We start from the raw sequence: 26267 nt of genomic DNA, 5'->3' as shown, positions 1-26267 counted from the left end.
GTTTTTCCCTCTCCCCCCTCCTTGAAACTTTCTCACCTTCCGCTTGCAGGCTCGACATTATGCCCGTTTCTGGGTATCGTTAGCTATCTGGATGTCTAAACGTTTATACGTATGCTGTGAGGATATAAAGCTATGCCGATTCGGGTGCAGGACGAGCTACCAGCCGTCAATTTCTTGCGTGAAGAAAACGTCTTCGTCATGACGGCTTCGCGTGCGACAGGTCAGGAAATTCGCCCGCTGAAGGTGCTTATTCTCAATCTGATGCCAAAAAAGATCGAAACAGAAAACCAGTTCCTGCGTCTTCTGTCGAACTCCCCGCTGCAGGTGGATATCCAGTTGCTGCGAATCGATGCCCGTGAATCACGTAACACGCCATCTGAGCATTTGAACAACTTCTACTGTAACTTCGATGACATTCAGGGGGAAAACTTCGACGGACTGATCGTGACCGGCGCGCCGCTCGGTCTGGTTGAATTTAACGATGTCGCCTACTGGCCGCAGATCAAACAGGTTCTGGAGTGGGCAAAAGATCACGTTACCTCCACATTGTTTGTCTGTTGGGCGGTACAAGCCGCACTGAATATTCTTTATGGCATCCCCAAGCAAACCCGCACTGAAAAGCTCTCCGGCGTATACGAACACCACATTCTTCATCCACATGCGTTGCTGACGCGCGGTTTCGATGACTCTTTCCTGGCCCCGCATTCTCGCTACGCCGATTTCCCGGCCCAGCTGATTCGTGATTACACCGATCTGGAGATCCTGGCCGAAACGGAAGATGGGGATGCTTACCTGTTTGCCAGCAAGGATAAACGCATTGCTTTTGTGACCGGACATCCTGAGTACGATCCGCATACCCTCGCATCAGAGTATTTCCGTGATGTCGAAGCGGGTCTTAATCCGGACGTACCGTACAACTATTTCCCGAAAGACGATCCGCAAAACAAACCGAGAGCAACCTGGCGCAGTCACGGAAATTTGCTGTTCACTAACTGGCTCAACTATTACGTCTATCAGATAACGCCATACGATCTGCGTCACATGAATCCGACGCTGGAGTAATCTTCTGCACTAAACGATCCTAAAGCGTTTCAGCTATTCAAATCAGGCACCTTCGGGTGCCTTTTTTATTTCCGAAATGTCACTCACCGTTCGATCCAACTTTAATCTCAATGAAATCAATCAATTAATAACAATTAATAATTAAAATGGAAATTGTTTTTGATTTTAGAAAAAATATAGATAGTCTTAATTCTGCTGAGCGAAAACTACCCAACGATCTTTCGTTCGCATCGGGGGCGTGATTTTGGATCTTTGATGAGGAGCAGAGTAATGACTCAACAGGCAACGACGGTCGATGAACTGGCCTTTACCCAGCCGTATGGCGAGCAAGAACAGCAAGTTTTGACGGCGGAAGCGGTAGAATTTCTCACTGAACTGGTGACCCGCTTTACGCCGCAGCGTAATAAGCTGCTGGCGGCACGCATTCATCAGCAGCAGGAAATTGACGATGGCAAGTTGCCTGGATTCATTTCGGAAACCGCTTCCATTCGTCGCGGTGAGTGGAAAATCCGCGGCATCCCTGAAGATTTACAGGATCGTCGCGTTGAGATCACCGGTCCGGTAGAGCGCAAAATGGTGATCAACGCCATGAACGCCAACGTTAAAGTCTTTATGGCCGATTTTGAAGACTCACTGGCGCCGGACTGGCGTAAGGTCATCGAGGGGCAGATTAACCTGCGCGACGCCGTGAACGGCACCATCAGCTATACCAACGAAGCCGGCAAAATTTACCAGCTCAAACCGAACCCTGCGGTGCTGATCTGTCGCGTACGCGGCCTGCACCTGCCTGAAAAACATGTCACCTGGCGTGGGGAAGCCATTCCGGGCAGCCTGTTTGATTTCGCACTCTATTTCTTCCACAACTACAAGAACCTGCTGGCAAAAGGCAGCGGCCCTTATTTCTATTTGCCAAAAACGCAGGCCTGGCAGGAAGCGGCCTGGTGGAGCGAAGTCTTCAGCTATGCGGAAGATCGTTTCAACCTGCCGCGCGGCACCATCAAAGCCACGCTGCTGATTGAAACGCTACCTGCCGTGTTCCAGATGAATGAAATTCTGCACGCCCTGCGCGACCACATCGTCGGCCTGAACTGCGGGCGCTGGGACTATATTTTCAGCTACATCAAAACCCTGAAAAACTATCCCGACCGCGTACTGCCGGATCGCCAGGTCGTGACCATGGATAAACCGTTCCTGAGCGCCTACTCGCGCCTGCTGATCAAAACCTGCCACAAGCGCGGCGCCTTTGCGATGGGCGGCATGGCGGCATTTATCCCGAGCAAAGACGCAGAACGCAACAATCAGGTGCTCAACAAGGTGAAGGCCGACAAAGAGCTTGAAGCCCGTAACGGTCACGACGGCACGTGGATTGCCCATCCCGGCCTGGCCGATACGGCGATGGAGGTCTTTAACCGCGTTCTCGGCGACAACAAAAACCAGCTGTTTGTCACGCGCGAAGACGATGCCCCAACGGCTGAAGAACAGCTGCTGGCACCGTGCGCGGGCGAGCGTACGGAAGAGGGCATGCGTGCCAATATCCGCGTCGCGGTCCAGTACATCGAAGCATGGATCTCCGGCAACGGCTGCGTACCTATCTACGGCCTGATGGAAGATGCCGCGACGGCGGAGATCTCACGTACCTCCATCTGGCAGTGGATCCACCATCAAAAAACGCTCAGCAACGGCAAACCGGTGACCAAGACCCTGTTCCGCCAGATGCTGGCCGAAGAGATGCGGGTGATCCAGGACGAGCTGGGCGAGCACCGCTTCAGCAGCGGACGTTTTGACGACGCCGCGCGCCTGATGGAGCAAATCACCACATCAGATGACTTAATCGACTTCCTGACCCTGCCGGGCTACCGCTTCCTGGCGTAACTCACCACATAACAATATGGAGCATCTGCACATGAAAACCCGTACCCAACAAATCGAAGAGTTGAAGAAAGAGTGGACACAGCCTCGCTGGGAAGGCATCCGCCGTCCTTACAGCGCGGAGGAAGTGGTGAAATTACGCGGCTCGGTCAATCCGGAATGCACGCTGGCACAGAACGGTGCGGCGAAAATGTGGAAGCTGCTGCACGGTGGCTCTAAAAAGGGCTACATCAACAGCCTCGGCGCGCTGACCGGCGGTCAGGCGCTGCAGCAGGCGAAGGCGGGTATTGAGGCGATTTATCTCTCCGGCTGGCAGGTCGCGGCGGACGCCAACCTGGCCTCCAGCATGTACCCGGATCAGTCGCTCTATCCGGCTAACTCCGTGCCGTCGGTGGTGGATCGGATCAACAATACCTTCCGCCGTGCAGATCAGATCCAATGGGCCGCTGGAATCGAACCTGGAGATCCGCGCTTTATTGACTACTTCCTGCCGATCGTCGCGGATGCGGAAGCGGGCTTCGGCGGCGTGCTGAACGCCTTCGAGCTGATGAAGTCGATGATTGAGGCCGGTGCAGCGGCCGTTCACTTCGAAGACCAGCTGGCGTCAGTGAAAAAATGCGGACACATGGGCGGTAAGGTGCTGGTTCCTACACAGGAAGCCGTACAGAAGCTGGTTGCCGCGCGTCTGGCTGCTGACGTGCTCGGCGTGCCGACGCTGGTGATTGCCCGTACTGATGCGGACGCGGCGGACCTGATCACCTCTGACTGTGACCCGTACGACAGCGAGTTCATCACCGGCGAGCGTACCAGTGAAGGCTTCTACCGCACCCATGCCGGCATTGAACAGGCGATCAGCCGCGGCCTGGCGTACGCGCCTTATGCAGACCTGGTCTGGTGTGAAACCTCCACGCCGGATCTGGCGCTGGCAAAACGCTTTGCTGACGCCATCCACGCGAAGTATCCGGGCAAACTGCTGGCCTATAACTGCTCGCCGTCCTTCAACTGGCAGAAAAAGCTGGATGACAAAACCATCGCCAGCTTCCAGCAGCAGCTGTCCGACATGGGCTACAAATACCAGTTCATTACCCTGGCCGGTATCCACAGCATGTGGTTCAACATGTTCGACCTGGCGCACGCCTATGCGCAGGGTGAGGGCATGAAGCACTACGTTGAGAAGGTGCAGCAGCCGGAGTTTGCGGCGGGCAAAGACGGTTACACCTTCGTGTCTCACCAGCAGGAGGTGGGAACCGGCTACTTTGACAATGTGACCACGATTATCCAGGGCGGAACCTCCTCCGTCACCGCCTTAACGGGTTCAACGGAAGAAGCACAGTTCTAATCTTTTCCCCCTCTCCCCTCTCGGGGAGAGGGTTGGGGTGAGGGGGAATATATGTCGCGTGGCCTGGAATTGCTGATTGCCCAAACTATTTTGCAGGGCTTCGATGCCCAGTATGGTCGTTTTCTTGAAGTGACATCCGGCGCGCAGCAGCGCTTCGAACATGCAGACTGGCATGCGGTTCAGCAGGCTATGAAGCAACGTATCCATCTCTATGACCACCACGTGGGTCTGGTGGTGGAGCAGCTGCGCTGTATTACCGACGGTAAAAGTCCGGACGCGGAATTTTTACTGCGCGTGAAAGAGCACTACACCCATTTGTTACCCGATTACCCGCGCTTCGAGATTGCGGAGAGCTTTTTCAACTCCGTCTATTGCCGGTTATTTGACCACCGCTCATTATCTCCTGAGCGGTTATTTATCTTCAGCTCCCAGCCCGAGCGACGCTTTCGAACCATTCCCCGTCCGCTGGCGAAAGATTTCTTTCCCGATCGCGGATGGGAAAAGCTCCTGCACCGCGTGCTAACGGATCTGCCGCTGCGCCTGCCCTGGGAGAATAAAACCCGGGATATCGGCTATATCCACGCCCATCTCAACGAAACCTTCGGCGCGGAGGTGCTCAGCCACAGCCATTTGCAGGTTGCCAACGAGCTTTTCTACCGCAATAAAGCCGCCTGGCTGGTGGGCAAACTGGTTACGCCGACCGCCATTGTGCCGTTTCTGCTGCCCATTCACCGTACCGACGACGGGGAACTGTTTGTCGATACCTGCCTGACTACCAGCGCCGAGGCCAGCATCGTGTTTGGCTTCGCTCGCTCCTATTTCATGGTGTACGCCCCGCTGCCTGCCGCGCTGGTGGAGTGGCTGCGCGAAATCCTGCCGGGCAAAACCACCGCCGAGCTGTATATGGCGATTGGCTGCCAGAAGCACGCCAAAACGGAAAGCTATAGGGAGTACCTGCGTTATGTCACCGCGGCCGATGAGCAGTTTATCGAAGCGCCCGGCATTCGCGGTATGGTGATGCTGGTCTTTACGCTGCCGGGTTTCGACCGGGTCTTTAAGGTGATTAAAGACAGATTCGCACCGCAGAAAGAGATGACCGCCGCGCACGTTCGCGCCTGCTATCAGCTGGTCAAAGAGCACGACCGCGTCGGGCGCATGGCGGATACCCAGGAGTTCGAAAACTTTGTGCTGGATAAACAGCAGATCGACCCGGCGCTCATGGCGCTGTTAATGCAGGAAGCACCTGCGAAAATCACCGATCTTGGCGACAAAATTGCCATTAGCCATCTCTACATCGAACGCCGTATGGTGCCGCTGAATATCTGGCTTGAGCAGTCCGAAGGCCAGGCGCTGCGGGATGCCATTGAAGAGTACGGCAACGCGATTCGCCAGCTTGCCGCCGCCAATATTTTCCCGGGCGACATGCTGTTTAAAAACTTCGGCGTCACCCGTCACGGGCGCGTGGTGTTCTACGACTACGACGAAATTTGCTACATGACCGAAGTGAATTTCCGCGATATACCACAGCCCCGCTACCCGGAAGACGAGCTTTCCGGCGAGCCGTGGTACAGCGTCTCGCCGGGTGATGTTTTTCCGGAGGAGTTTCGCCACTGGCTGTGTGCCGACCCGCGCATCGGGCCATTATTTGAAGAGATGCATGAGGATCTGTTCCGCGCCAGCTACTGGCGCGGGCTGCAAACGCGGATCAAAAATGGGCATGTCGAAGATGTGTACGCTTACCGCCGCAAGCAGAGGTTTTGCATTAGGTTTGCCCCCTCTCTTGCAGGGTGAGAACATCATGTTTTCTCCCTCTCCCTGTGGGAGAGGGCCGGGGTGAGGCCATCAGGCCGCACTCAATCTCAACGAATCCCACCATACGCCAGCGTCACCTCTTTCGCCGCCTTAATCACCAGCGCGCCCAGCTCGGTCACGCGGTCGTCGGTCATGCGCGAAATCGGCCCGGAGATGGAGATGGCGGCAAACGGCTCGCGGTGCTCGTCAAAAATACAGGCCGCGAGGCAGCGCAGGCCCAGGGCATGTTCTTCATCATCAAACGAATAGCCACGCTTGCGGGTCAGGGCCAGATCTTCTTTCAGATGCACGGGCGACACCAGCGTGGCGTGGGTATAGGCGTGCAGCCCTTTACGGTGCAGTAGTCCCGTCACCTGCTCTTCGCTCAGCTGCGAAAGAAACGCTTTCCCCGCCCCGGAGGCATGCATCGGCAGCTTGCCGCCAATCGGTGCGGACATGCGCATCAGCTGCGTGCACTGCACCTGGTCGATGATAATCGCCTGGTGGTCGCTCTGGTCCAGCACCGCCAGGTTTACGGTCTCGCCGGATTCCTCCATCAGCTTGCGCAGAATCGGGTGCACAATTGCCAGCAGGTTGCGGCTCTGCAGGAAGCTGCTGCCGACGATAAACGCATGCGCGCCCACCGCCCAGTGCCCCAGCTCGCCGACCTGACGCACAAAGCCCAGCTGCTGCATGGTGGTCAGCAGGCGGTGCGTCGTGGAGTTCGGCAGGCCAGCCTGCTGGGCCAGCTCCGTCAGGGCCACGCTGCTGTGCGACTCGGCTATCCACTCCAGCAGCTTCAAACCGCGCGTGAGCGATTGAACCTGTCCGCCCTGTTGTGCGGCGGCGGTGGTGGCAGCAGGTTTTCTGCCGCGTTTAGCGGGAACGGTCGCGACCATGACGATCTCCTTTTTCTGTATCGTGGAAATCATTTTCGTTTTATTTGGTGAATTTGCAACCGTTATCCTGACTGATCGGAGGAGTGATGGTGAACATGTCTCATGTTACCGCTGTGCGACTTTTCCACTCTGCGAGATTGTGCCAGTATGGAACGCAGCCTTTTGGCCTTGTTGAGCGTTGTCGGGAGCAAGTGTGAGCAGCAAAGTAGAGCAACTGCGTGCGCAGTTAAATGAACGAATTCTGGTGCTGGACGGCGGGATGGGCACCATGATCCAGGGGTATCGTCTGAGTGAAGACGATTTCCGCGGCGAACGCTTTGCCGACTGGCCCTGCGACCTGAAAGGGAACAACGACCTGCTTGTGCTCAGCAAGCCGTCCGTTATTAAGGATATCCACAACGCCTACTTCGAAGCGGGTGCGGATATCGTTGAAACCAACACCTTCAACTCGACAACCATCGCCATGGCGGATTACCAGATGGAATCCCTGTCGGCGGAAATCAACCTGGAAGCCGCGAAGCTGGCGCGCGCCTGCGCCGACGAGTGGACGGCCCGCACGCCGGATAAGCCTCGCTACGTTGCCGGGGTGCTTGGCCCGACGAACCGCACCGCGTCGATTTCACCGGACGTCAACGACCCGGCGTTTCGTAATATCACCTTCGATCAGCTGGTCGCGGCCTACCGTGAATCGACCAAAGCGCTGGTGGAAGGCGGTTCCGATCTGATCCTGATTGAAACCGTATTCGACACCCTCAATGCCAAAGCCGCGATTTACGCGGTGAAAGAGGAATTTGAAGCGCTCGGCGTTGACCTGCCAATCATGATTTCCGGCACCATCACTGACGCCTCCGGCCGTACCCTGTCCGGCCAGACAACCGAAGCGTTTTATAACTCCCTGCGCCACGCCGAAGCGCTCTCCTTTGGCCTGAACTGCGCGCTGGGGCCGGATGAGCTGCGCCAGTACGTGCAGGAGCTTTCCCGCATCGCGGAATGCTACGTCACCGCCCACCCGAACGCCGGTCTGCCAAACGCGTTCGGTGAATACGATCTCGATGCCGACACCATGGCGGCGCAAATCCGCGAGTGGGCCGAGTCTGGCTTCCTGAACATCGTCGGCGGCTGCTGCGGTACCACGCCGGAGCACATCGCGGCCATGAGCAACGCCGTGGCCGGTCTGCCGCCGCGCAAGCTGCCCGAGCTTCCGGTTGCCTGTCGTCTGTCCGGCCTGGAGCCGTTGACCATCGGCGACGACAGCCTGTTTGTGAACGTGGGTGAGCGTACTAACGTCACCGGTTCCGCAAAGTTCAAACGCCTGATTAAAGAAGAGAAGTACAGCGAAGCGCTGGACGTTGCCCGCCAGCAGGTAGAAAGCGGCGCGCAGATTATCGATATCAACATGGATGAGGGGATGCTCGACGCCGAAGCGGCGATGGTGCGTTTCCTCAACCTGATTGCCGGTGAGCCGGACATTGCCCGCGTGCCGATCATGATTGACTCCTCCAAGTGGGAGGTCATCGAAAAAGGGCTGAAGTGCATCCAGGGTAAAGGCATCGTCAACTCCATCTCGATGAAAGAGGGTGTCGATATCTTTATCCACCACGCGAAGATGGTCCGCCGCTACGGTGCCGCCGTGGTGGTGATGGCCTTTGACGAAGTGGGTCAGGCCGATACCCGCGAGCGCAAAATCGAGATTTGCCGCCGCGCGTACAAGATTTTGACCGAAGAGGTGGGCTTCCCGCCGGAAGACATTATCTTTGACCCGAATATCTTCGCCGTTGCGACCGGGATTGAAGAGCACAACAACTACGCCCAGGACTTTATCGGCGCATGTGAAGACATCAAGCGAGAGCTGCCGCATGCGCTGATCTCCGGCGGCGTATCGAACGTGTCGTTCTCGTTCCGCGGCAACGACCCGGTGCGCGAAGCGATCCACGCCGTGTTCCTCTACTACGCCATCCGCAACGGCATGGACATGGGGATCGTTAACGCCGGCCAGCTGGCGATTTACGACGACCTTCCCGCCGAGCTGCGCGATGCTGTAGAGGACGTGATCCTTAACCGCCGCGACGACGCCACCGAGCGCATGCTGGACCTGGCGGAGAAATACCGCGGCAGCAAATCGGATGAGGCGGCAAACGTTCAGCAGGCCGAGTGGCGTTCGTGGGACGTGAAAAAGCGTCTGGAATACTCGCTGGTCAAAGGTATCACCGAATTTATCGAGCTCGATACCGAAGAGGCGCGCCAGCAGGCAGCCCGCCCGATTGAGGTGATCGAAGGTCCCCTGATGGACGGCATGAACGTGGTCGGCGATCTGTTCGGTGAGGGCAAAATGTTCCTGCCGCAGGTGGTGAAATCCGCCCGCGTGATGAAGCAAGCGGTAGCATATCTTGAGCCCTACATCGAAGCCAGCAAAGAGAAAGGCTCCAGCAACGGCAAGATGGTTATCGCCACCGTGAAGGGCGACGTGCACGACATCGGCAAGAACATCGTCGGCGTAGTGCTGCAGTGTAATAACTACGAGATTATCGACCTCGGCGTGATGGTCCCGGCGGACAAAATCCTCAAGACCGCGCGCGAAGTGAACGCCGACCTGATTGGCCTCTCCGGCCTGATTACGCCGTCGCTCGACGAAATGGTCAACGTGGCAAAAGAGATGGAGCGACAGGGCTTCACCATTCCGCTATTGATTGGCGGGGCGACCACCTCGAAAGCGCACACGGCGGTGAAAATCGAGCAGAACTACAGCGGCCCGACGGTCTACGTGCAGAACGCCTCGCGTACGGTGGGCGTGGTCTCCGCGCTGCTCTCCGACACCCAGCGCGACGATTTTGTGGCGCGCACCCGCAAAGAGTACGAAACAGTTCGCATCCAGCACGGCCGTAAGAAGCCGCGCACCCCGCCTGTTTCGCTTCAGGCGGCGCGCGACAACGATCTGGCCTTCGACTGGTCCAGCTACACGCCGCCGGTCGCACACCGTCTGGGCGTGCAGGACGTGACGGCCAGCATCGAGACGCTGCGCAACTACATCGACTGGACGCCGTTCTTTATGACCTGGTCGCTGGCGGGCAAATATCCGCGCATCCTGGAAGACGAGGTGGTTGGCGAGGAGGCGAAGCGCCTGTTTAAAGATGCCAACGATATGCTCGACACGCTGAGCGCAGAGAAAAGCCTCAACCCGCGCGGCGTGGTGGGCCTGTTCCCGGCGAACCGCGTGGGCGACGACATCGAAATCTATCGCGATGAAACCCGCACCCACGTGCTGGCGGTCAGCCGCCATCTGCGCCAGCAAACCGAGAAAGTGGGCTTTGCCAACTACTGCCTGGCCGATTTTGTCGCGCCGAAGCTGAGTGGTAAAGCCGACTATATCGGCGCTTTTGCGGTAACCGGCGGTCTGGAGGAAGACGCGCTGGCGGACGCGTTCGAAGCGCAGCACGATGATTACAATAAAATCATGGTGAAAGCGATTGCCGACCGCCTGGCGGAAGCCTTCGCCGAGTACCTCCACGAGCGCGTGCGTAAGGTGCACTGGGGCTACGCGGCGAATGAAAACCTCAGCAATGAGGATCTGATCCGCGAAAATTACCAGGGCATTCGCCCGGCGCCGGGCTATCCGGCCTGTCCGGAGCACACCGAAAAAGGCACCATCTGGAAGCTGCTGGACGTGGAAGCCCATACCGGCATGAAGCTCACCGAGTCGTTCGCCATGTGGCCAGGCGCGTCCGTTTCCGGCTGGTACTTCAGCCATCCGGACAGCAAGTACTTTGCCGTGGCGCAGCTGCAGCGGGATCAGATTGAAGATTACGCCCTGCGCAAAGGCATGAGCGTGTCTGAAGTGGAGCGCTGGCTGGCGCCTAATCTCGGCTACGACGCCGACTAAAATCACTTTTCCTTACAACAAACAGGGCGCTCATTGGGCGCCCTGTCTCTTTCTTACGTTTAAACCCTTATACTGAACCTATGGAAAACGAATAACGATAAGGAGGAAAACCTTCCGTGCTGACCCTGTTACACCTGCTCTCGGCAGTCGCCCTGCTCGTATGGGGCACCCATATCGTCCGTACCGGCGTGATGCGCGTATTTGGCGCGCGCTTACGTACCGTTCTCAGCAGCAGCGTTGAGAAGAAGCCGCTCGCCTTCTGCGCGGGCATTGGCGTAACGGCACTGGTGCAGAGCAGTAACGCCACGACACTGCTTGTGACCTCCTTTGTGGCGCAGGATCTGGTGGCGCTGGCCCCGGCGCTGGTGATTGTGCTGGGTGCGGATGTAGGTACCGCGCTGATGGCGCGTATCCTGACCTTCGATCTCTCCTGGCTGTCGCCGCTGCTGATTTTTCTCGGCGTCATCTTCTTCCTCGGCCGCAAACAGACGCGCGCCGGGCAGCTCGGGCGCGTAGGAATTGGCCTCGGGCTGATCCTGCTGGCGCTGGAGCTGATTGTGCAGGCAGTCACGCCAATCACCGAGGCCAATGGCGTTCAGGTCATCTTCGCCTCCCTGACCGGGGACATCATGCTGGACGCGCTCATTGGCGCGGTGTTTGCTATCGTCAGCTACTCCAGCCTGGCGGCGGTTCTGCTGACGGCCACGCTTACCGCCGCAGGGGCGATCTCTTTCCCGGTAGCGCTGTGTCTGGTGATCGGGGCCAACCTCGGCTCCGGCCTGCTGGCGATGCTTAACAACAGCGCCGCCAACGCCGCCGCCCGCCGCGTGGCGCTGGGCAGCCTGCTGTTTAAGCTGGTGGGCAGCCTGATTATCCTGCCCTTTATCCACCCGCTGGCGAACCTGATGGACAATCTCCCGCTGCCGAAGGCGGAGCTGGTGATCTACTTCCACGTGTTCTACAACCTGGTGCGCTGCCTGGCGATGGTGCCTTTTGCCGGGCCGATGGCCCGCTTCTGCGAGCGTCTCATTCAGGACGAACCGGAGCTGGATGCGCGCCTGAAGCCGAAGCACCTGGATACGTCCGCTCTGGATACCCCGGCGCTGGCGCTGGCGAATGCCGCGCGCGAGACGCTGCGCATGGGCGACGCAATGGAAACCATGCTCGAAGGCCTACAAAAGGTGATGCACGGCGAGCCGCGTGAAGAGAAAGAACTGCGCAGACTGGCGGACGATATCAACGTGCTCTATACCGCTATCAAGCTTTACCTGGCGCGTATGCCGCAGGACGAGCTGGCGGAAGAGGAGTCCCGCCGCTGGGCGGAAATCATCGAGATGTCGCTTAACCTTGAGCAGGCCTCGGATATCGTGGAGCGTATGGGCAGCGAGATCGCCGACAAATCCCTTGCCGCGCGTCGTGCGTTTTCAGGTGAAGGCCTGAAGGAGCTGGAAGCGCTGCACGAACAGCTGGTCAGCAACCTCAAGCTGGCGATGCTGGTCTTCTTCTCCAGCGACGTGCCGAGCGCGCGCCGCCTGCGCCGCAACAAGCATCGTTTCCGCATTCTGAACCGCCGCTACTCGCACGCCCACGTTGAGCGTCTGCACCAGCAGAACGTGCAGAGTATCGAAACCAGTTCGCTGCACTTGGGGCTGCTGGGGGATATGAAGCGTCTCAACTCGTTGTTCTGCGCGGTGGCGTACAGCGTGATGGAACAGCCGGATGAAGACGACGAGCGGGATGAGTATTAATCTTCGGCGTGTTTGATTGTTAGCCCAAGACCCAATGCTTTCATGACCGCCAGAGTGGTTTTAAGCGTTGGGTTTCCTTTATCACTGAACGATCGATACAGTTGCTCTCGTGATAGGCCAGTTTGCTGTGAAATGGTCGACATTCCTTTCGCTCGCGCGATGACGCCCAGCGCTTTAGCGATATACGCTGAGTCGCCCGTTTCTAAGGCATCAGCCATAAACACGGCGATTTCCTCGTCATCCACCAGCGCATTGGCTGGATCGTAGGGTGTTAATTTATGCATGCTCATTCACTCCTGCCATTGGGATTGCTCAGCATTTTTGCCATAAGTATGTCTCTGGCCTGGCTGCTTTTGTCACCACCACACAACAGCACGATGATGCAATTGCCCTGGTCTTTAAAATAGAGTCTATAGCCCGGACCATAGTGGATCCTCAGCTCACTTATACCTTCGCCCACGGGTTTAATGTCGCCCGCTAAACCATTTGCCAACCGAAAGAGGCGGGAAGCGATAATGGTCTTCGCTCGCCGATCTTTTAAGTTTTGCTCCCAGCGTTGGAAGGATTCTGTCTGAACGATCTCCTTCATATTACTCCATGTGATTTATAAACTACAAATGGTTGTCTCTGGAGAGTAAAGCTAAAAGGAGTTAGCTCAAGGATAAATGGCCTGACGCTAAATCCTGAAAGCGTCTCGCAAAATAAAAAACCCGTCTCAGTAACCGTCGGCTAATCTTTTTTTCCAGCCCATACCTAAGGTATATTTCGCCCTTCACAGGAGAAACTATGCTGCCAACTCAATCAACCCGATTAAACAAATACATTAGCGAGAGCGGGATCTGCTCACGTCGCGAGGCTGATCGTTACATTGAACAAGGTAACGTGTTTCTTAACGGCAAACGCGCCACCATCGGCGACCAGGTGGTCCCTGGCGATGTGGTTAAAGTGAATGGTCAGGTCATCGAACCGCGTGATGCTGAAGACCTGGTGTTTATCGCGTTGAACAAACCGGTTGGGATTGTCAGCACCACGGAAGACGGTGAGCGGGACAACATCGTTGATTTCGTGAACCACAGCAGCCGTATCTTCCCGATTGGCCGTCTGGATAAAGACTCACAGGGGCTGATTTTTCTCACCAACCACGGCGATCTGGTCAACAAAATTCTGCGTGCCGGTAACGACCACGAGAAAGAGTACATTGTGACGGTGAATAAGCCGGTCACGGACGAATTTATTCGCGGCATGGGCGCGGGCGTGCCGATCCTCGGTACCGTCACGAAAAAGTGTAAGGTGAAGAAAGAAGCGCCGTTCGCGTTCCGCATTACGCTGGTGCAGGGCTTAAACCGCCAGATCCGCCGTATGTGCGAGCACTTCGGTTATGAAGTGACGAAGCTGGAACGCACGCGCATCATGAACGTCAGCCTGTCCGGCATCCCGCTGGGCGAGTGGCGCGATTTAACGGATGATGAGCTGATTGAACTCTTCAAGCTTATCGAGAACTCCTCGTCCGAAGCGAAGCCGAAGGCCAAAGCAAAACCGAAAACCCAGGCGATTAAGCGCCCGGTGGTGAAGGCGCCGCAGGCGGAAGATAAGGGGCGAGGCAAGCCGGGTAATGGAAAACGCTTTACCCAGCCGGGGCGCAAAAAGAAAGGGCGCTGATTAGCGCCTTCCACGGGTAGACGTTGTGGCGGACCAGGAAAAGGTCGCCTCTGCATCGGGTTTATAAGCCTGCTCTTTTTTAAGCTTGCGGGCTTTTTTCGCCGCAGCGTCACGCTGCGCCATCAGCTTATCGATGTATTCTTTTTTCACCTGATTGGTTTCGGCGTTCGTCAGCGTGCGGCCATGTGCGATACGGGCACGGTCGAGAAGCGTTTTCAGTTCGCGCTGCTCGGCTTCCGTCATGTCTTTCTGGGTCAAACGTGGTGTAGCCATTGCTGAAGCCTCCTGATAGAGAGGCTTCAGTGTAAAGCAAGCCGCGCAAATTAACCCTGCTTCACCGCATCTTTTTTCGTTTGTTCATCAATCGGTTTGCCGGACCAGTAGCCCGCCAGCAGCGAGCCGGAGAGGTTATGCCAGACGGAGAACAGCGCGCCGGGCAGGGCCGCCAGCGGGGAGAAGTAAATTTTACCGAGCGCCGCCGCCAGGCCGGAGTTCTGCATGCCTACCTCGATTGCCAGCGTGCGGCAGGTCGATTCGTCAAAACCGAACAGCTTCCCGCCCCAGTAGCCGCCCAGCAGGCCAATAGTGTTATGCAGCACCACGGCGATGATCACCACAAAGCCCACGGAGGCAATGTGCGATGCGGAACCCGCCACCACGGCGCTGATGATTGCCAGAATGCAGACCATCGAAAACGCGGGCAGGTACGGCTCAACGGCCTTCACCACGCGCGGGAAAAGATGGTGAATGACCAGCCCCAGCGCAATCGGGATCACCACAATCTGCAGAATGCTGAGCAGCATGCCCATCACGTCCACCTGAATATGCGCGTCCACGTACAGACGGGTTAACAGCGGCGTGGCAACGACGCCAACCAGCGTCGAAACGGACGAGATCGTGACGGAGAGCGCCACGTCGCCTTTCGCCAGGTAGATCATGACGTTGGACGCCGTGCCGCTGGCCACGCTGCCTACCAGCACCATCCCGGCGGAGAGATCGGGCGGCATCTTAAAGGCCATTGCCAGCAGCCACGCCGCAAGCGGCATCACCAGGTAGTGCAGGAAGATCCCTGCCGCGACGGGCGCAGGGCGAGACAGCACGCGTTTAAAGTCGTCGATTTTCAGATGCACGCCCATACCGAACATGATCAGCATCAGCAGCGTGGCGACCCACGGACCAATGCCCGTGAATGTGGCGGGGGTGTAATACGCGAGTACGGAGAGCAGCAGCGCCCATAACGGGAACAGCCGCGTAACGGCGGATAACATAGTGGATTCCTTGCAGTATTGTCGTGTTGTTTAGTTATGAAAAAGCCGGGTCTGTGCCCGGCTTATAGGTATTGTTTATCCTGCTAACGAATTTTATTCAAACAAATTCTGATGAAGTTTCTGCACGACCTGCTCGGCCTGATCGGCAGGCACCAGGAAGCACAGGTTGTAGCTGGATGCGCCGTAGCAGATCATGCGGATGCTGAACGGGTCGAGCACGCCGAACACCTCTTTACCCACGCCGCAGGCGCGCGACAGCTTGTTGCCGATGATGGCAACCAGCGCCAGGTCTTCTTCTACTTCCACGCGGCACAGCTCAGACAGCTCAATCAGCAGCGACTGCGTCAGCAGCGTGTCGCCGGTGGAGGTCGAGCCGGTGGTGTCCAGCGTAAGCGCAATGCTCACTTCAGAGGTGGTGATCAGATCCACCGAGATATTGTGGCGCGCCAGAATGCCAAACACTTCCGCCAGGAAACCGCGTGAATGAAGCATATTGTGGCTGTGGAGCGTCACCAGCGTCTGGCGACGGCGCAGGGCCAGGGCGCGGAACAGCGGTGGGTTTTCCGTTTTTTTGCAGACCAGCGTCCCGCCCGCTTTCGGATCTTTGCTGGAGCCGACGAAGACCGGAATATCGCTGCGTACGGCCGGCAGCAGCGTTGCCGGGTGCAGCACTTTCGCACCGAAGGTGGCCATTTCAGCCGCTTCTTCAAAGGCGATCACATCAATACGTTTAGCCGCAGAAACGACGCGCGGGTCGGTGGTGTAAATGCCCGGAACATCCGTCCAGATATCCACGCGCGTTGCATGCAGGGCTTCGCCCAGCAGCGCGGCGGTGTAGTCGCTGCCGCCGCGGCCAAGCGTGGTGGTGCGGCCTTTCGCTTCACTGCCGATAAAGCCCTGGGTAATCACGATACCGTCTGCCAGGCGTGGTGCCAGCTGCTGATTGGTCAGCTCCGCCAGCGCCTCAACGTCCGGCTCGGCGCGGCCAAAGCGATCGCTCGTACGCATCACTTTACGCACGTCAAACCACTGCGCCTGAACGTTACGCTCGCGCATGATTTCAACAAACAGCAGGGTGGACATCAGCTCACCGTGGCTGACCAGTTCGTCGGTCAGGGCGGTGGAGGTAGCCAGAGACGCCGCTTCTGCCAGAGTGGTGATATTTTCCAGCAGACGTTCCACTTCCTCGCGGATGACGTTCGGGTTCTGCAGACGTTCAAGGATGTCGAACTGAATTTTGCGCAGTGCATCCAGCTTCACGAAACGTTCTGTCGCTTCCAGTCCTTCAGACAGAGAAACCAGCAGGTTCGTCACGCCGGCGGATGCTGAGAGCACCACCAGGCGGGTATTCGGATCGGCCAGCACCACATCGGCGCTGCGGTTCATGGCATCGTAATCGGCCACACTGGTGCCGCCAAATTTGGCGACCACAAAACTCGTCATAACAACCTCGTGTCAGGGAATGAATAAGCGACCTTGGCACAAGAGTGAAACGAAAACAGGTGCAGGCGCAAAATACGGCCCTATAAATAAAATGCGGGGGAGGTCCTGTCAATGCTGGGATTATGCGGATTTTTTATGGGGGGGTACCCCTGAGAAACAGGACTTATAACAGCGCCAGATTTTATGCTCCGTTTTAGGGCTTTTTGACCGACATTTCGCCGCCCCGGGAGGGCGCTTCAGCAGCTATACTTTTCGGGTCTTTTCACCTGTGTTTGATGCAGGCCAGGGCAATGGCATAAAAACCATCACAATTTTTATTTGCAGGCGCTACAATCGACCGCAGTCACAATTCTCAAATCAGAAGAGTATTGCTAATGAAAAACATCAACCCAACGCAGACCGCTGCCTGGCAGGCACTCCAGAAACATTTTGATGAAATGAAAGACGTCACCATCGCGGATCTGTTCGCGAAAGATGCCGATCGTTTCTCTAAGTTCTCCGCGACCTTCGACGACCTGATGCTGGTGGATTTCTCCAAAAACCGCATTACCGAAGAAACGCTGGCAAAACTGCAGGATCTGGCGAAAGAGACTGAGCTTGCCGACGCCATCAAATCCATGTTCTCCGGCGAGAAGATCAACCGTACCGAAGACCGTGCCGTGCTGCACGTGGCCCTGCGTAACCGTAGCAATACGCCAATCATCGTTGACGGCAAAGACGTCATGCCGGAAGTGAACGCGGTGCTGGAAAAGATGAAAGCCTTCTCCGAAGCGATCATCTCCGGTAGCTGGAAAGGCTACACCGGCAAAGCGATCACCGACGTGGTGAACATCGGTATCGGCGGTTCTGACCTCGGCCCGTTCATGGTGACCGAAGCGCTGCGCCCGTACAAAAACCACCTCAATATGCACTTTGTGTCTAACGTCGATGGTACCCACATCGCCGAAGTGCTGAAGAACGTGAACCCGGAAACGACCCTGTTCCTGGTTGCGTCCAAAACCTTCACCACTCAGGAAACCATGACCAACGCCCACAGCGCGCGCGACTGGTTCCTGAAAACCGCGGGTGACAACAAGCACGTGGCGAAACACTTCGCGGCGCTGTCTACCAACGGCAAAGCGGTCAGCGAGTTCGGCATTGATACCGCGAACATGTTCGAGTTCTGGGACTGGGTTGGCGGCCGCTACTCCCTGTGGTCTGCGATCGGTCTGTCTATCATCCTGTCCGTGGGCTTCGACAACTTCGTCGAGCTGCTCTCCGGCGCGCACGCGATGGACAAACACTTCTCCACCACCGCACCAGAGAAAAACCTGCCGGTGCTGCTGGCGCTGATCGGTATCTGGTACAACAACTTCTTCGGCGCTGAAACCGAAGCGATCCTGCCGTACGACCAGTACATGCACCGCTTTGCTGCTTACTTCCAGCAGGGCAACATGGAATCCAACGGTAAGTACGTTGACCGTAACGGCAACGCGGTGGATTACCAGACTGGCCCAATCATCTGGGGCGAGCCGGGCACCAACGGCCAGCATGCCTTCTACCAGCTGATTCACCAGGGCACCAAAATGGTACCGTGCGATTTCATCGCCCCGGCTATCACCCATAACCCGCTGTCCGACCACCATCCGAAGCTGCTGTCCAACTTCTTTGCGCAGACCGAAGCGCTGGCGTTCGGTAAATCCCGCGAAGTGGTTGAACAGGAATACCGTGACCAGGGTAAAGATCCGGCAACTCTGGACCACGTGGTGCCATTCAAAGTGTTCGAAGGCAACCGCCCAACCAACTCCATCCTGCTGCGCGAAATTACGCCGTTCAGCCTGGGCGCGCTGATTGCCCTGTACGAGCACAAGATCTTCACGCAGGGCGCCATCCTGAACATCTTCACCTTTGACCAGTGGGGCGTTGAGCTGGGCAAACAGCTGGCAAACCGTATTCTGCCAGAGCTGGGTGACGATAAAGCGATTGCCAGCCATGACAGCTCGACAAATGGTTTGATCAACCGTTATAAAGCCTGGCGTGCGTAATTAAAACGTCATGAAAACGTGCCGGCTTAATGCCGGCATTTTTTTATCGGATAATTCCTGATGTCTGTTAGTTAACTCAAATTCTGAATCTGAGTTTAATCCGAAAAAGACGCTTAACCCGTTAATTGCTGCGGTTTATTTTAAGAAAATACGTAGTGGTTCATTAATATGCTCATATTATAAGTTATTGATTTATAGCAGTTATATATTTATTTTATTTGTCTTTCATTTCCATTTTAACCATTAGTCCGAAAACTCCATCCCTATTTCCCCTTACGGCAAACCCACGGCAGTAGTTGTGTATACTCGATTCCGCCTGAAATTCTTTTCGGGCAAATCTCCATTCATTCATTGAAGGGAAATTGTTATGAAGAAAGTACTGTATGGCATTTTTGCCATATCTGCGCTTGCGGCGACATCTGTCTATGCAGCTCCGGTTCAGGTCGGGGAAGCGGCAGGTTCGGCTGCGACGTCTGCGTCTGCGGGAAGTTCTACCGCAGCCAGCGCCAGCACCGTAAGTTCAGCCGTGGGTGTCGCGCTGGCGGCAACCGGTGGCGGTGATGGCTCCAATACCGGAACCACGACCACCACGACAACCAGCACCCAGTAATAGCGGGTGTTTTAATCATAACCACACTTCGGTGTGGTTATTTCGCCCCTTCGGAGAAGAGTCGTGAAGCGACCTGCAATCATTCTGATTTGCCTGCTGCTGCAGGCGTGCTCGGCCACCACCAAAGGGCTGGGAAACTCACTGTGGGAAAGCATGTTCGGCACACCGGGCGTGCATTTGACCGATGACGAACTTCAAAACATGCCCTATGCCAGTCAGTACATGCAGCTAAACGATGGCCCGCAGCTGTTTGTGGTGCTCGCTTTCGATGAAAACGGGCAGCAGAAATGGGTGACGCAGGATCAGGCCACCATCGTGACGCAGCATGGTCGTATCGTGAAAACCCTGTTGGGCGGCGACAACCTGCTGGAGGTGAATAACATCGCTGCCGATCCGCTGATCAAGCCGAACCAGATCGCCGACGGCGCAAGCTGGACGCGCACGATGGGCTGGACCGAACATAAGCAGGTGCGTTACGCCACGGCACGCTCGACCTTCCGCTGGGACGGCACGGACAGCGTAAAAGTCGGCAGCGACGAAACGCAGGTTCGCGTGCTGGATGAAGAAGTCACCACCGACCAGGCCACCTGGCACAACCGCTTCTGGATCGACGAGGAAGGGCAGATCCGCCAGTCCCTGCAGTATCTCGGTGCCGGATTCTTCCCGGTGAAAACCACCCTGATCAAGGCGGCGAAATCATGAAAACGCTCATCCACGTTGCGCTTCTCGCCAGCCTTGCCGCGCCGCTGGCATGGTCCGCAGGGACGGTGAAGGTCTACACGCCGGACAGTGAAAAACCCAAAACCTTAACCCACGCTGAGCATCTGCTCGATCTCGTCGGACAGCCAAGGCTCGCCAACAGCTGGTGGTCGGGGGCAGTGATCGCTGAACGGCAGAAGACCGCTGAAGCGGAACAACAGCACAAGGCGCTTCTTGCCAGGCTGACGGGATTAGCGGAGCAGGAAGATGGCGACGACGCGGCGGCGATTAACAGCGTTCGCCAGCAGCTGCAGGCGCTGAAGGTGACGGGCCGTCAGAACTTGAACCTGGATCCCGACGAAGTGCGCGTCACGGAAAAGGGCAACCCCACGCTTGAAGGGGAGTATACGCTCTGGCTGCCGGAGAAGCCGACGACGGTGACCGTAATGGGGCTTATCAGCAGCCCGGGTAAAAAGCCCTTCACGCCCGGTCGTGACGTGGCGAGCTACCTCGACGAGCAGAGCCTGCTGAGCGGTGCCGATAACAGCTACGCCTGGGTGGTTTACCCAGACGGGCACACACAAAAAGCCCCCGTCGCTTACTGGAATAAACGGCATATCGAACCTATGCCGGGCAGCATCATTTTTGTCGGTTTTGCCGACCATTTCTGGACGAAGGCGTATGACGGGCTTAACGCCGATATCCTTCACTCCCTGATTCAGCGGATACCGGAATAATGAAAAGAACCTATCTCTACAGCATGCTGGCGCTCTGCGTGAGTGCCGCCTGCCATGCAGAAACGTATCCGGCACCCATTGGCCCGTCTCAGTCAGACTTCGGCGGCGTCGGTTTACTGCAAACGCCCACCGCGCGGATGGCGCGCGAAGGCGAAATTAGCCTTAACTACCGTGATAACGACCAGTATCGCTACTATTCGGCGTCGGTGCAGCTGTTCCCGTGGCTTGAAACCACGCTGCGCTATACCGACGTGCGTACGAAACAGTACAGCAGCGTAGAGGCGTTCTCCGGCGATCAGACTTACAAAGATAAAGCCTTCGACGTCAAGCTGCGCCTGTGGGAAGAGAGCTACTGGATGCCGCAGGTGTCCGTGGGCGCCAAAGATATCGGTGGTACCGGTCTGTTTGATGCGGAATACATCGTGGCCAGTAAAGCCTGGGGGCCGTTCGACTTCTCGCTCGGTCTGGGATGGGGCTATCTCGGCACCAGCGGCAACGTGAAAAACCCGTTTTGCTCCTACAGCGATAAATACTGCTACCGCGATAACAGCTATAAGAAAGCGGGCTCCATCAACGGAGACCAGATGTTCCACGGTCCGGCGTCGCTGTTTGGCGGCGTGGAGTATCAAACGCCCTGGCAGCCATTACGCCTGAAGCTGGAATATGAAGGGAATGACTACTCGCAGGACTTCGCCGGAAAGATTGAGCAGAAGAGCAAGTTTAACGTCGGCGCCATTTATCGCGTCACCGACTGGGCCGACGTTAACCTCAGCTACGAGCGCGGCAATACGGTGATGTTTGGCTTCACGCTGCGCACCAACTTTAACGACATGCGGCCGCACTACAATGATAACGCGCGCCCTGCATACCAGCCGGAGCCGCAGGATGCTATTCTGCAGCACTCCGTGGTGGCAAACCAGCTGACGCTGCTGAAATACAATGCCGGCCTGGCGGATCCGAAAATTCAGGTGAAAGGCGATACGCTGTACGTGACCGGCGAGCAGGTGAAATACCGCGACTCGCGCGAAGGGATCGAACGCGCCAACCGGATCGTTATGAACGATCTGCCGGAGGGGATCCGCACGATCCGCGTGACGGAGAACCGTCTCAACCTGCCGCAGGTCACAACCGAAACGGATGTTGCCAGCCTCAAGCGCCATCTGGAAGGTGAGCCGCTCGGGCATGAAACCGAGCTGGTGCAAAAACGCGTAGAGCCTATCGTGCCGGAAACCACCGAGCAGGGCTGGTATATCGACAAATCGCGCTTCGATTTCCATATCGATCCGGTGCTGAACCAGTCCGTGGGCGGGCCTGAAAACTTCTACATGTATCAGCTGGGCGTCATGGCGACGGCGGATCTGTGGCTCACCGACCACCTGCTGACCACCGGCAGCCTGTTCGGCAACATCGCCAATAACTACGACAAGTTCAACTACACCAACCCGCCAAAAGACTCGGCGCTGCCGCGCGTGCGTACCCGCGTGCGTGAGTACGTACAAAACGATGCCTACGTGAATAACCTGCAGGCCAACTACTTCCAGTACTTCGGCAACGGCTTCTACGGCCAGGTGTACGGCGGGTATCTGGAAACCATGTACGGCGGCGCGGGGGCGGAAGTGCTTTATCGTCCTGTCGACAGCAACTGGGCGTTCGGGGTGGATGCCAACTACGTCAAACAGCGTGACTGGCGCAGCGCGCAGGACATGATGAAATTCACCGACTACAGCGTCAAAACGGGCCATCTGACCGCTTACTGGACGCCGTCGTTCGCACCTGACGTGCTGGTGAAAGCCAGCGTCGGCCAGTACCTGGCGGGCGATAAGGGCGGCACGCTCGATATCTCTAAACACTTCGACAGCGGCGTCGTGGTGGGTGGCTACGCCACTATCACCAACGTTTCGCCGGACGAGTACGGGGAAGGGGACTTCACCAAAGGGGTCTACGTGTCGATCCCGCTGGATCTGTTCTCGTCAGGCCCAACCCGCAGCCGTGCGGCAGTGGGCTGGACGCCGCTGACGCGTGACGGGGGTCAGCAGCTTGGACGTAAGTTCCAGCTGTATGACATGACGAGCGATAAGAACATTAACTTCCGCTGATGCTTCTTTGCCCGGTGGCGCTGCGCTTACCGGCCTACGTTAGTGTTTTTGTAGGCCGGGCAAACGCAGTGCCGCCCGGCAAGAATACTCATGCGGACAAAACATAAACAAAAAATATAGATCCCCGTCACATTTTTGCGTTATACAGGAACCTCGCCCTGGAGAATGAGGTGCTGTATGACATCCCTGACTCGCCCGCGCGTTGAGTTTATCTCAACTATCCTCCAGACCGTGCTGAACCTCGGTCTGTTGAGCCTTGGCCTGATACTGGTCGTCTTTTTGGGTAAAGAGACGGTGCATCTTGCGGATGTACTGTTCGCCCCTGAACAAACCAGCAAATATGCGCTGGTGGAAGGCCTGGTGGTCTACTTTCTCTACTTTGAATTTATCGCCCTGATTGTGAAGTACTTTCAGTCCGGCTTTCACTTCCCGCTGCGTTATTTTGTCTACATTGGGATCACTGCGATAGTGCGGCTGATCATCGTCGATCATAAGTCCCCGCTCGACGTGCTGATCTACTCGGCGGCGATCCTGCTGCTGGTGATCACCCTCTGGCTGTGCAACTCGAAGCGGCTGAAACGCGAATAAAAAAAATGGCGCTCCGAAGAGCGCCTAACAACAGTCACAAGTTGGGTCAATACAATACGTCTAAAGTTGAGGGTTGCAGTGGCATAACAAAATGAAACTTAACCTTTCACACCGCCCGCCGTCAGGCCGTTGACCAGCCAGCGCTGCGCCAGCAGGAACACCACGGTAATCGGGATGGCGGAAAGTACGGCCGCCGCGGCAAAGTCGCCCCACAGGTAGTTTTGCGGGTTGAGGTATTGCTGCATACCTACGGCCAGGGTGTAGCTGTTCACATCACGCAGTAACAGTGAGGCAACCGGTACTTCGGTGATCGCAGCGATAAACGACAGGATAAACACTACCGCCAGAATCGGCACCGACAGCGGCAGCAGCACCAGGCGGAACGCCTGCCACGGGGTTGCGCCATCCAGCGCGGCCGCTTCTTCCAGCGAGCCGTCGATAGTTTCGAAATAGCCTTTGATGGTCCACACATGCAGTGCGATACCGCCAAGATAGGCGAAGATCACGCCGCCGTGGGTGTTCAGGCCGATAAACGGTACGTACTGGCCCAGACGGTCAAACAGGGCATACAACGCCACCAGCGACAGTACGGCCGGGAACATCTGGAAAATCAGCATCCCTTTCAGCAGCGTCGCTTTGCCCGGGAAACGCATGCGGGCGAAGGCATAAGCACAGGTGGTGGAAAGCGCCACGATACCAATGGCGGTAATGCCTGCGATTTTCACCGAGTTCCACAGCCACAGCAGGACCGGGAACGGCGGCGGCGTGACGCGGCCATCCGCGTGTTCCACGCTGAAGCCCAGCGCGAGCTTCCAGTGCTCCCAGGAGATTTCGTCCGGGATCAGGCTCCCTGTCGCGAAGTTACCCGAACGCAGGGAGATGGCGATAACCATCAGCAGCGGGAACATGATCGCCGCGATGAAAATCAGCAGGCCTAAGTGCGTCGCCAGGAGGCGCAACTTCTGAGATTTGGGTTGTACCATTGCCATGATTGATGCCCTCCTTAATCAAATTTCATACGTGTGGCTTTCAGGTTCACAATCGCCAGAGCGCCTACCAGCAGGAAGATCAGGGTGGCAATCGCTGCCGCCAGACCGAAGTCCTGGCCGCCGCCGCCTTCGAAGGCGATACGGTAGGTGTAGCTCACGAGCAGGTCGGTATAGCCTGCTGGCGTCGTGGTGCCAAGGCGGTCCGGGCCGCCGTTGGTCAACAGCTGAATCAGCACGAAGTTGTTAAAGTTAAAGGCGAAGCTGGCAATCATCAGCGGCGTCAGCGGCTTAATGAGCAGCGGCAGCGTAATTTTAAAGAAGTTCTGGAACGGGCCAGCGCCGTCCATCGCCGAGGCTTCGTACAGATCGTCCGGGATAGCCTTCAGCAGGCCCATGCACAGGATCATCATGTACGGATAACCGAGCCAGGTGTTCACGATGATAATCATCGAGCGAGCGGTGGTCGGGTCGCTGAACCAGGCCGGTTTGATGCCGAACAGGGCGCTCAGCATCATGTTGATTTCACCGAAGCTCTGGTTAAACAGCCCTTTGAAAATCAGAATCGAGATAAACGACGGTACGGCATACGGCAGGATCAGCAGCACGCGGTAAATCGCTTTGCCTTTCAGGGATTCCCACTGGACCAGACAGGCCAGCACCATGCCCACGGCCACGGTCAGGATCACCGTCAGCACCGAGAAGACCACCGTCCAGACGAAGATGGCGAAGAACGGTTTCTGAATGCCTTCATCGGTAAACACGCGGGTAAAGTTGTCCCAGCCGATGGTGACGGTATAGCCCGGGCTGAGCTTGTCATCACCCCATTTGCCGTCGGCAGTAATGGACTGATAGAAACCAATGTCGTTATTCGGACGATATTTCACGCCGCTCTGGTTGTTGGTCAGCGTGCCGTCGTCCGCCAGGGTATACAGCGGCTGCGTGCCGGAGAACTGGCGCAGCGAGCTCATGGTCACCTTGCTTTCGTCTGGCAGCACGGCGGTGAGCTGGGTCAGCGCCTGACGGTTCTGGGTAATGACGCGCAGGTTGGCGCGTTCACCTTCCGGCAGGGCCTGTGCCTCTTTTAAGGCCAGCTTCTGCTCGCCGCCAAATTTGAACGCGTCGGAGACATAGTATTTGCTGCTTGCTTCGTCAGTAAGCGCTAACTTCCACTCGTTACCGGCAGGATAGAGGCCGAAGTTAAATGTCTTGCCTGCCTGATATGAGCGATCCAGCAGGACCTGCTGCGCGCGTTCCTGCGCAAGCTGGTTGGTGCTGCTGTAGTTGGTAAACGCAATGGCGATGGTACAAATCAGCGGGAACAGGACAAACAGCCCCATCCCGGCCACGCCCGGATAAACATAGCGCCAGGCGTAGGCTTTACGATTAGCGAAAATATACAGGCCAGCAGAGCTTAAAATCAGCGTCATGATGGCAAACAGATATTCCCCTTGTACGTACATTAAAACAACAAGGTAACCCACCAGCAGACACAGCAGACCGATCGCTGACCACTTCAGCGCGTCGCTTTGCCACCAGCGTTTCTTTTTAATGACATCCATGGGGTTTTTC

21 protein-coding genes are annotated in these 26267 nt (G+C 56.8%); 13 read left to right on the top strand and 8 right to left on the bottom strand.

What is annotated here, in order from left to right:
* The first annotated feature begins 132 nt into the window (after positions 1–132).
* The 4 genes from metA to aceK all read left to right on the top strand — a co-directional run bounded on the left by metA (position 133) and on the right by aceK (position 6061).
* Positions 133–1062 carry a homoserine O-acetyltransferase MetA gene (gene metA / locus ACWKXN_RS18780; protein WP_024906663.1) on the top strand — a complete coding sequence of 310 codons (930 nt, stop codon included), beginning with the start codon at positions 133–135 and terminating at the stop codon, positions 1060–1062.
* A 270-nt stretch (positions 1063–1332) separates the two neighbouring features.
* Entirely contained in the window at positions 1333–2934 is a 1602-nt protein-coding gene (aceB, locus tag ACWKXN_RS18775) for a malate synthase A (RefSeq protein WP_039264171.1), read from the top strand.
* Between the two features lie 31 nt (positions 2935–2965).
* The gene (gene aceA / locus ACWKXN_RS18770) at positions 2966–4270 is read left to right on the top strand and encodes an isocitrate lyase (protein WP_024906665.1); all 1305 of its coding nucleotides are present in this window, start codon (positions 2966–2968) and stop codon (positions 4268–4270) included.
* A 51-nt stretch (positions 4271–4321) separates the two neighbouring features.
* Complete coding sequence (gene aceK / locus ACWKXN_RS18765) at positions 4322–6061, top strand: bifunctional isocitrate dehydrogenase kinase/phosphatase (protein ID WP_048977778.1); 1740 nt, start codon at positions 4322–4324, stop codon at positions 6059–6061.
* 68 nt (positions 6062–6129) lie between these two features.
* Here the strand turns inward: aceK and iclR are convergent, their stop codons facing one another.
* Complete coding sequence (gene iclR, locus ACWKXN_RS18760) at positions 6130–6960, bottom strand: glyoxylate bypass operon transcriptional repressor IclR (RefSeq protein ID WP_045888359.1); 831 nt, start codon at positions 6958–6960, stop codon at positions 6130–6132.
* 193 nt (positions 6961–7153) lie between these two features.
* On the opposite strand from iclR, the gene metH reads away from it, so the two are divergent.
* Positions 7154–10837: a methionine synthase gene (metH, locus tag ACWKXN_RS18755; RefSeq protein ID WP_033144373.1), complete on the top strand. Its 3684-nt coding sequence runs from the start codon at positions 7154–7156 to the stop codon at positions 10835–10837.
* Positions 10838–10953: 116 nt separating this feature from the next.
* Positions 10954–12585, top strand: coding sequence for a Na/Pi cotransporter family protein (locus tag ACWKXN_RS18750; RefSeq protein WP_048979396.1), 1632 nt, complete (start codon positions 10954–10956; stop codon positions 12583–12585).
* Here the strand turns inward: ACWKXN_RS18750 and ACWKXN_RS18745 are convergent.
* On the bottom strand, positions 12582–12869 hold the full coding sequence (locus tag ACWKXN_RS18745; protein ID WP_096151293.1) for an addiction module antidote protein: 288 nt from the start codon (positions 12867–12869) through the stop codon (positions 12582–12584). The genes ACWKXN_RS18750 and ACWKXN_RS18745 overlap by 4 nt on opposite strands.
* Before the next feature lie 2 nt (positions 12870–12871).
* Entirely contained in the window at positions 12872–13174 is a 303-nt protein-coding gene (locus tag ACWKXN_RS18740; protein WP_182072249.1) for a type II toxin-antitoxin system RelE/ParE family toxin, read from the bottom strand.
* Between the two features lie 197 nt (positions 13175–13371).
* On the opposite strand from ACWKXN_RS18740, the gene rluF reads away from it, so the two are divergent.
* A complete protein-coding gene (rluF, locus tag ACWKXN_RS18735; RefSeq protein ID WP_023309993.1) occupies positions 13372–14244 on the top strand; it encodes a 23S rRNA pseudouridine(2604) synthase RluF in 873 nt (290 codons plus the stop codon).
* Here rluF and ACWKXN_RS18730 read toward each other — a convergent pair whose 3' ends face one another.
* The 3 genes from ACWKXN_RS18730 to lysC all read right to left on the bottom strand — a co-directional run bounded on the left by ACWKXN_RS18730 (position 14245) and on the right by lysC (position 16955).
* Entirely contained in the window at positions 14245–14517 is a 273-nt protein-coding gene (locus ACWKXN_RS18730) for a DUF3811 domain-containing protein (RefSeq protein ID WP_023309994.1), read from the bottom strand.
* Positions 14518–14567: 50 nt separating this feature from the next.
* Entirely contained in the window at positions 14568–15512 is a 945-nt protein-coding gene (gene panS / locus ACWKXN_RS18725; protein WP_029740629.1) for a ketopantoate/pantoate/pantothenate transporter PanS, read from the bottom strand.
* 93 nt (positions 15513–15605) lie between these two features.
* Complete coding sequence (gene lysC / locus ACWKXN_RS18720; RefSeq protein WP_023309996.1) at positions 15606–16955, bottom strand: lysine-sensitive aspartokinase 3; 1350 nt, start codon at positions 16953–16955, stop codon at positions 15606–15608.
* 374 nt (positions 16956–17329) lie between these two features.
* On the opposite strand from lysC, the gene pgi reads away from it, so the two are divergent.
* The 6 genes from pgi to psiE all read left to right on the top strand — a co-directional run bounded on the left by pgi (position 17330) and on the right by psiE (position 23709).
* Entirely contained in the window at positions 17330–18979 is a 1650-nt protein-coding gene (gene pgi, locus ACWKXN_RS18715; RefSeq protein ID WP_096151295.1) for a glucose-6-phosphate isomerase, read from the top strand.
* A 367-nt stretch (positions 18980–19346) separates the two neighbouring features.
* Positions 19347–19589: an exopolysaccharide production protein YjbE gene (gene yjbE / locus ACWKXN_RS18710; RefSeq protein WP_008503423.1), complete on the top strand. Its 243-nt coding sequence runs from the start codon at positions 19347–19349 to the stop codon at positions 19587–19589.
* A 63-nt stretch (positions 19590–19652) separates the two neighbouring features.
* Complete coding sequence (locus ACWKXN_RS18705) at positions 19653–20291, top strand: YjbF family lipoprotein (protein ID WP_047059420.1); 639 nt, start codon at positions 19653–19655, stop codon at positions 20289–20291.
* A complete protein-coding gene (locus ACWKXN_RS18700) occupies positions 20288–21025 on the top strand; it encodes a capsule biosynthesis GfcC D2 domain-containing protein (protein WP_454544133.1) in 738 nt (245 codons plus the stop codon). Before ACWKXN_RS18705 ends, ACWKXN_RS18700 begins: the two co-directional genes overlap by 4 nt.
* Positions 21025–23121 carry a YjbH domain-containing protein gene (locus ACWKXN_RS18695; RefSeq protein WP_039264160.1) on the top strand — a complete coding sequence of 699 codons (2097 nt, stop codon included), beginning with the start codon at positions 21025–21027 and terminating at the stop codon, positions 23119–23121. Before ACWKXN_RS18700 ends, ACWKXN_RS18695 begins: the two co-directional genes overlap by 1 nt.
* 177 nt (positions 23122–23298) lie before the next feature.
* Positions 23299–23709 carry a phosphate-starvation-inducible protein PsiE gene (gene psiE / locus ACWKXN_RS18690; RefSeq protein WP_000202963.1) on the top strand — a complete coding sequence of 137 codons (411 nt, stop codon included), beginning with the start codon at positions 23299–23301 and terminating at the stop codon, positions 23707–23709.
* A 98-nt stretch (positions 23710–23807) separates the two neighbouring features.
* Here psiE and malG read toward each other — a convergent pair whose 3' ends face one another.
* Together malG and malF are read right to left on the bottom strand one after the other, a co-directional pair.
* Positions 23808–24698 carry a maltose ABC transporter permease MalG gene (gene malG, locus ACWKXN_RS18685; RefSeq protein ID WP_023310002.1) on the bottom strand — a complete coding sequence of 297 codons (891 nt, stop codon included), beginning with the start codon at positions 24696–24698 and terminating at the stop codon, positions 23808–23810.
* A 14-nt stretch (positions 24699–24712) separates the two neighbouring features.
* The gene (gene malF / locus ACWKXN_RS18680; RefSeq protein ID WP_029740622.1) at positions 24713–26257 is read right to left on the bottom strand and encodes a maltose ABC transporter permease MalF; all 1545 of its coding nucleotides are present in this window, start codon (positions 26255–26257) and stop codon (positions 24713–24715) included.
* Between the last annotated feature and the right edge of the window lie 10 nt (positions 26258–26267).

Source organism: Enterobacter sp. UPMP2060, from assembly GCF_053709655.1.
This window is presented reverse-complemented; position numbering and strand designations above follow the sequence as displayed.

Bases quoted from the DNA above. Each gene is read 5' to 3' on its own strand.
- metA (WP_024906663.1), top strand. From the start codon at position 133: ATGCCGATTCGGGTGCAGGACGAGCTACCAGCCGTCAATTTCTTGCGT.
- aceB (WP_039264171.1), top strand. From the start codon at position 1,333: ATGACTCAACAGGCAACGACGGTCGATGAACTGGCCTTTACCCAGCCG.
- aceA (WP_024906665.1), top strand. From the start codon at position 2,966: ATGAAAACCCGTACCCAACAAATCGAAGAGTTGAAGAAAGAGTGGACA.
- aceK (WP_048977778.1), top strand. From the start codon at position 4,322: ATGTCGCGTGGCCTGGAATTGCTGATTGCCCAAACTATTTTGCAGGGC.
- iclR (WP_045888359.1), bottom strand. From the start codon at position 6,960: ATGGTCGCGACCGTTCCCGCTAAACGCGGCAGAAAACCTGCTGCCACC.
- ACWKXN_RS18745 (WP_096151293.1), bottom strand. From the start codon at position 12,869: ATGCATAAATTAACACCCTACGATCCAGCCAATGCGCTGGTGGATGAC.
- ACWKXN_RS18740 (WP_182072249.1), bottom strand. From the start codon at position 13,174: ATGAAGGAGATCGTTCAGACAGAATCCTTCCAACGCTGGGAGCAAAAC.
- rluF (WP_023309993.1), top strand. From the start codon at position 13,372: ATGCTGCCAACTCAATCAACCCGATTAAACAAATACATTAGCGAGAGC.
- ACWKXN_RS18730 (WP_023309994.1), bottom strand. From the start codon at position 14,517: ATGGCTACACCACGTTTGACCCAGAAAGACATGACGGAAGCCGAGCAG.
- panS (WP_029740629.1), bottom strand. From the start codon at position 15,512: ATGTTATCCGCCGTTACGCGGCTGTTCCCGTTATGGGCGCTGCTGCTC.
- lysC (WP_023309996.1), bottom strand. From the start codon at position 16,955: ATGACGAGTTTTGTGGTCGCCAAATTTGGCGGCACCAGTGTGGCCGAT.
- pgi (WP_096151295.1), top strand. From the start codon at position 17,330: ATGAAAAACATCAACCCAACGCAGACCGCTGCCTGGCAGGCACTCCAG.
- yjbE (WP_008503423.1), top strand. From the start codon at position 19,347: ATGAAGAAAGTACTGTATGGCATTTTTGCCATATCTGCGCTTGCGGCG.
- ACWKXN_RS18700 (WP_454544133.1), top strand. From the start codon at position 20,288: ATGAAAACGCTCATCCACGTTGCGCTTCTCGCCAGCCTTGCCGCGCCG.
- ACWKXN_RS18695 (WP_039264160.1), top strand. From the start codon at position 21,025: ATGAAAAGAACCTATCTCTACAGCATGCTGGCGCTCTGCGTGAGTGCC.
- psiE (WP_000202963.1), top strand. From the start codon at position 23,299: ATGACATCCCTGACTCGCCCGCGCGTTGAGTTTATCTCAACTATCCTC.
- malG (WP_023310002.1), bottom strand. From the start codon at position 24,698: ATGGCAATGGTACAACCCAAATCTCAGAAGTTGCGCCTCCTGGCGACG.
- malF (WP_029740622.1), bottom strand. From the start codon at position 26,257: ATGGATGTCATTAAAAAGAAACGCTGGTGGCAAAGCGACGCGCTGAAG.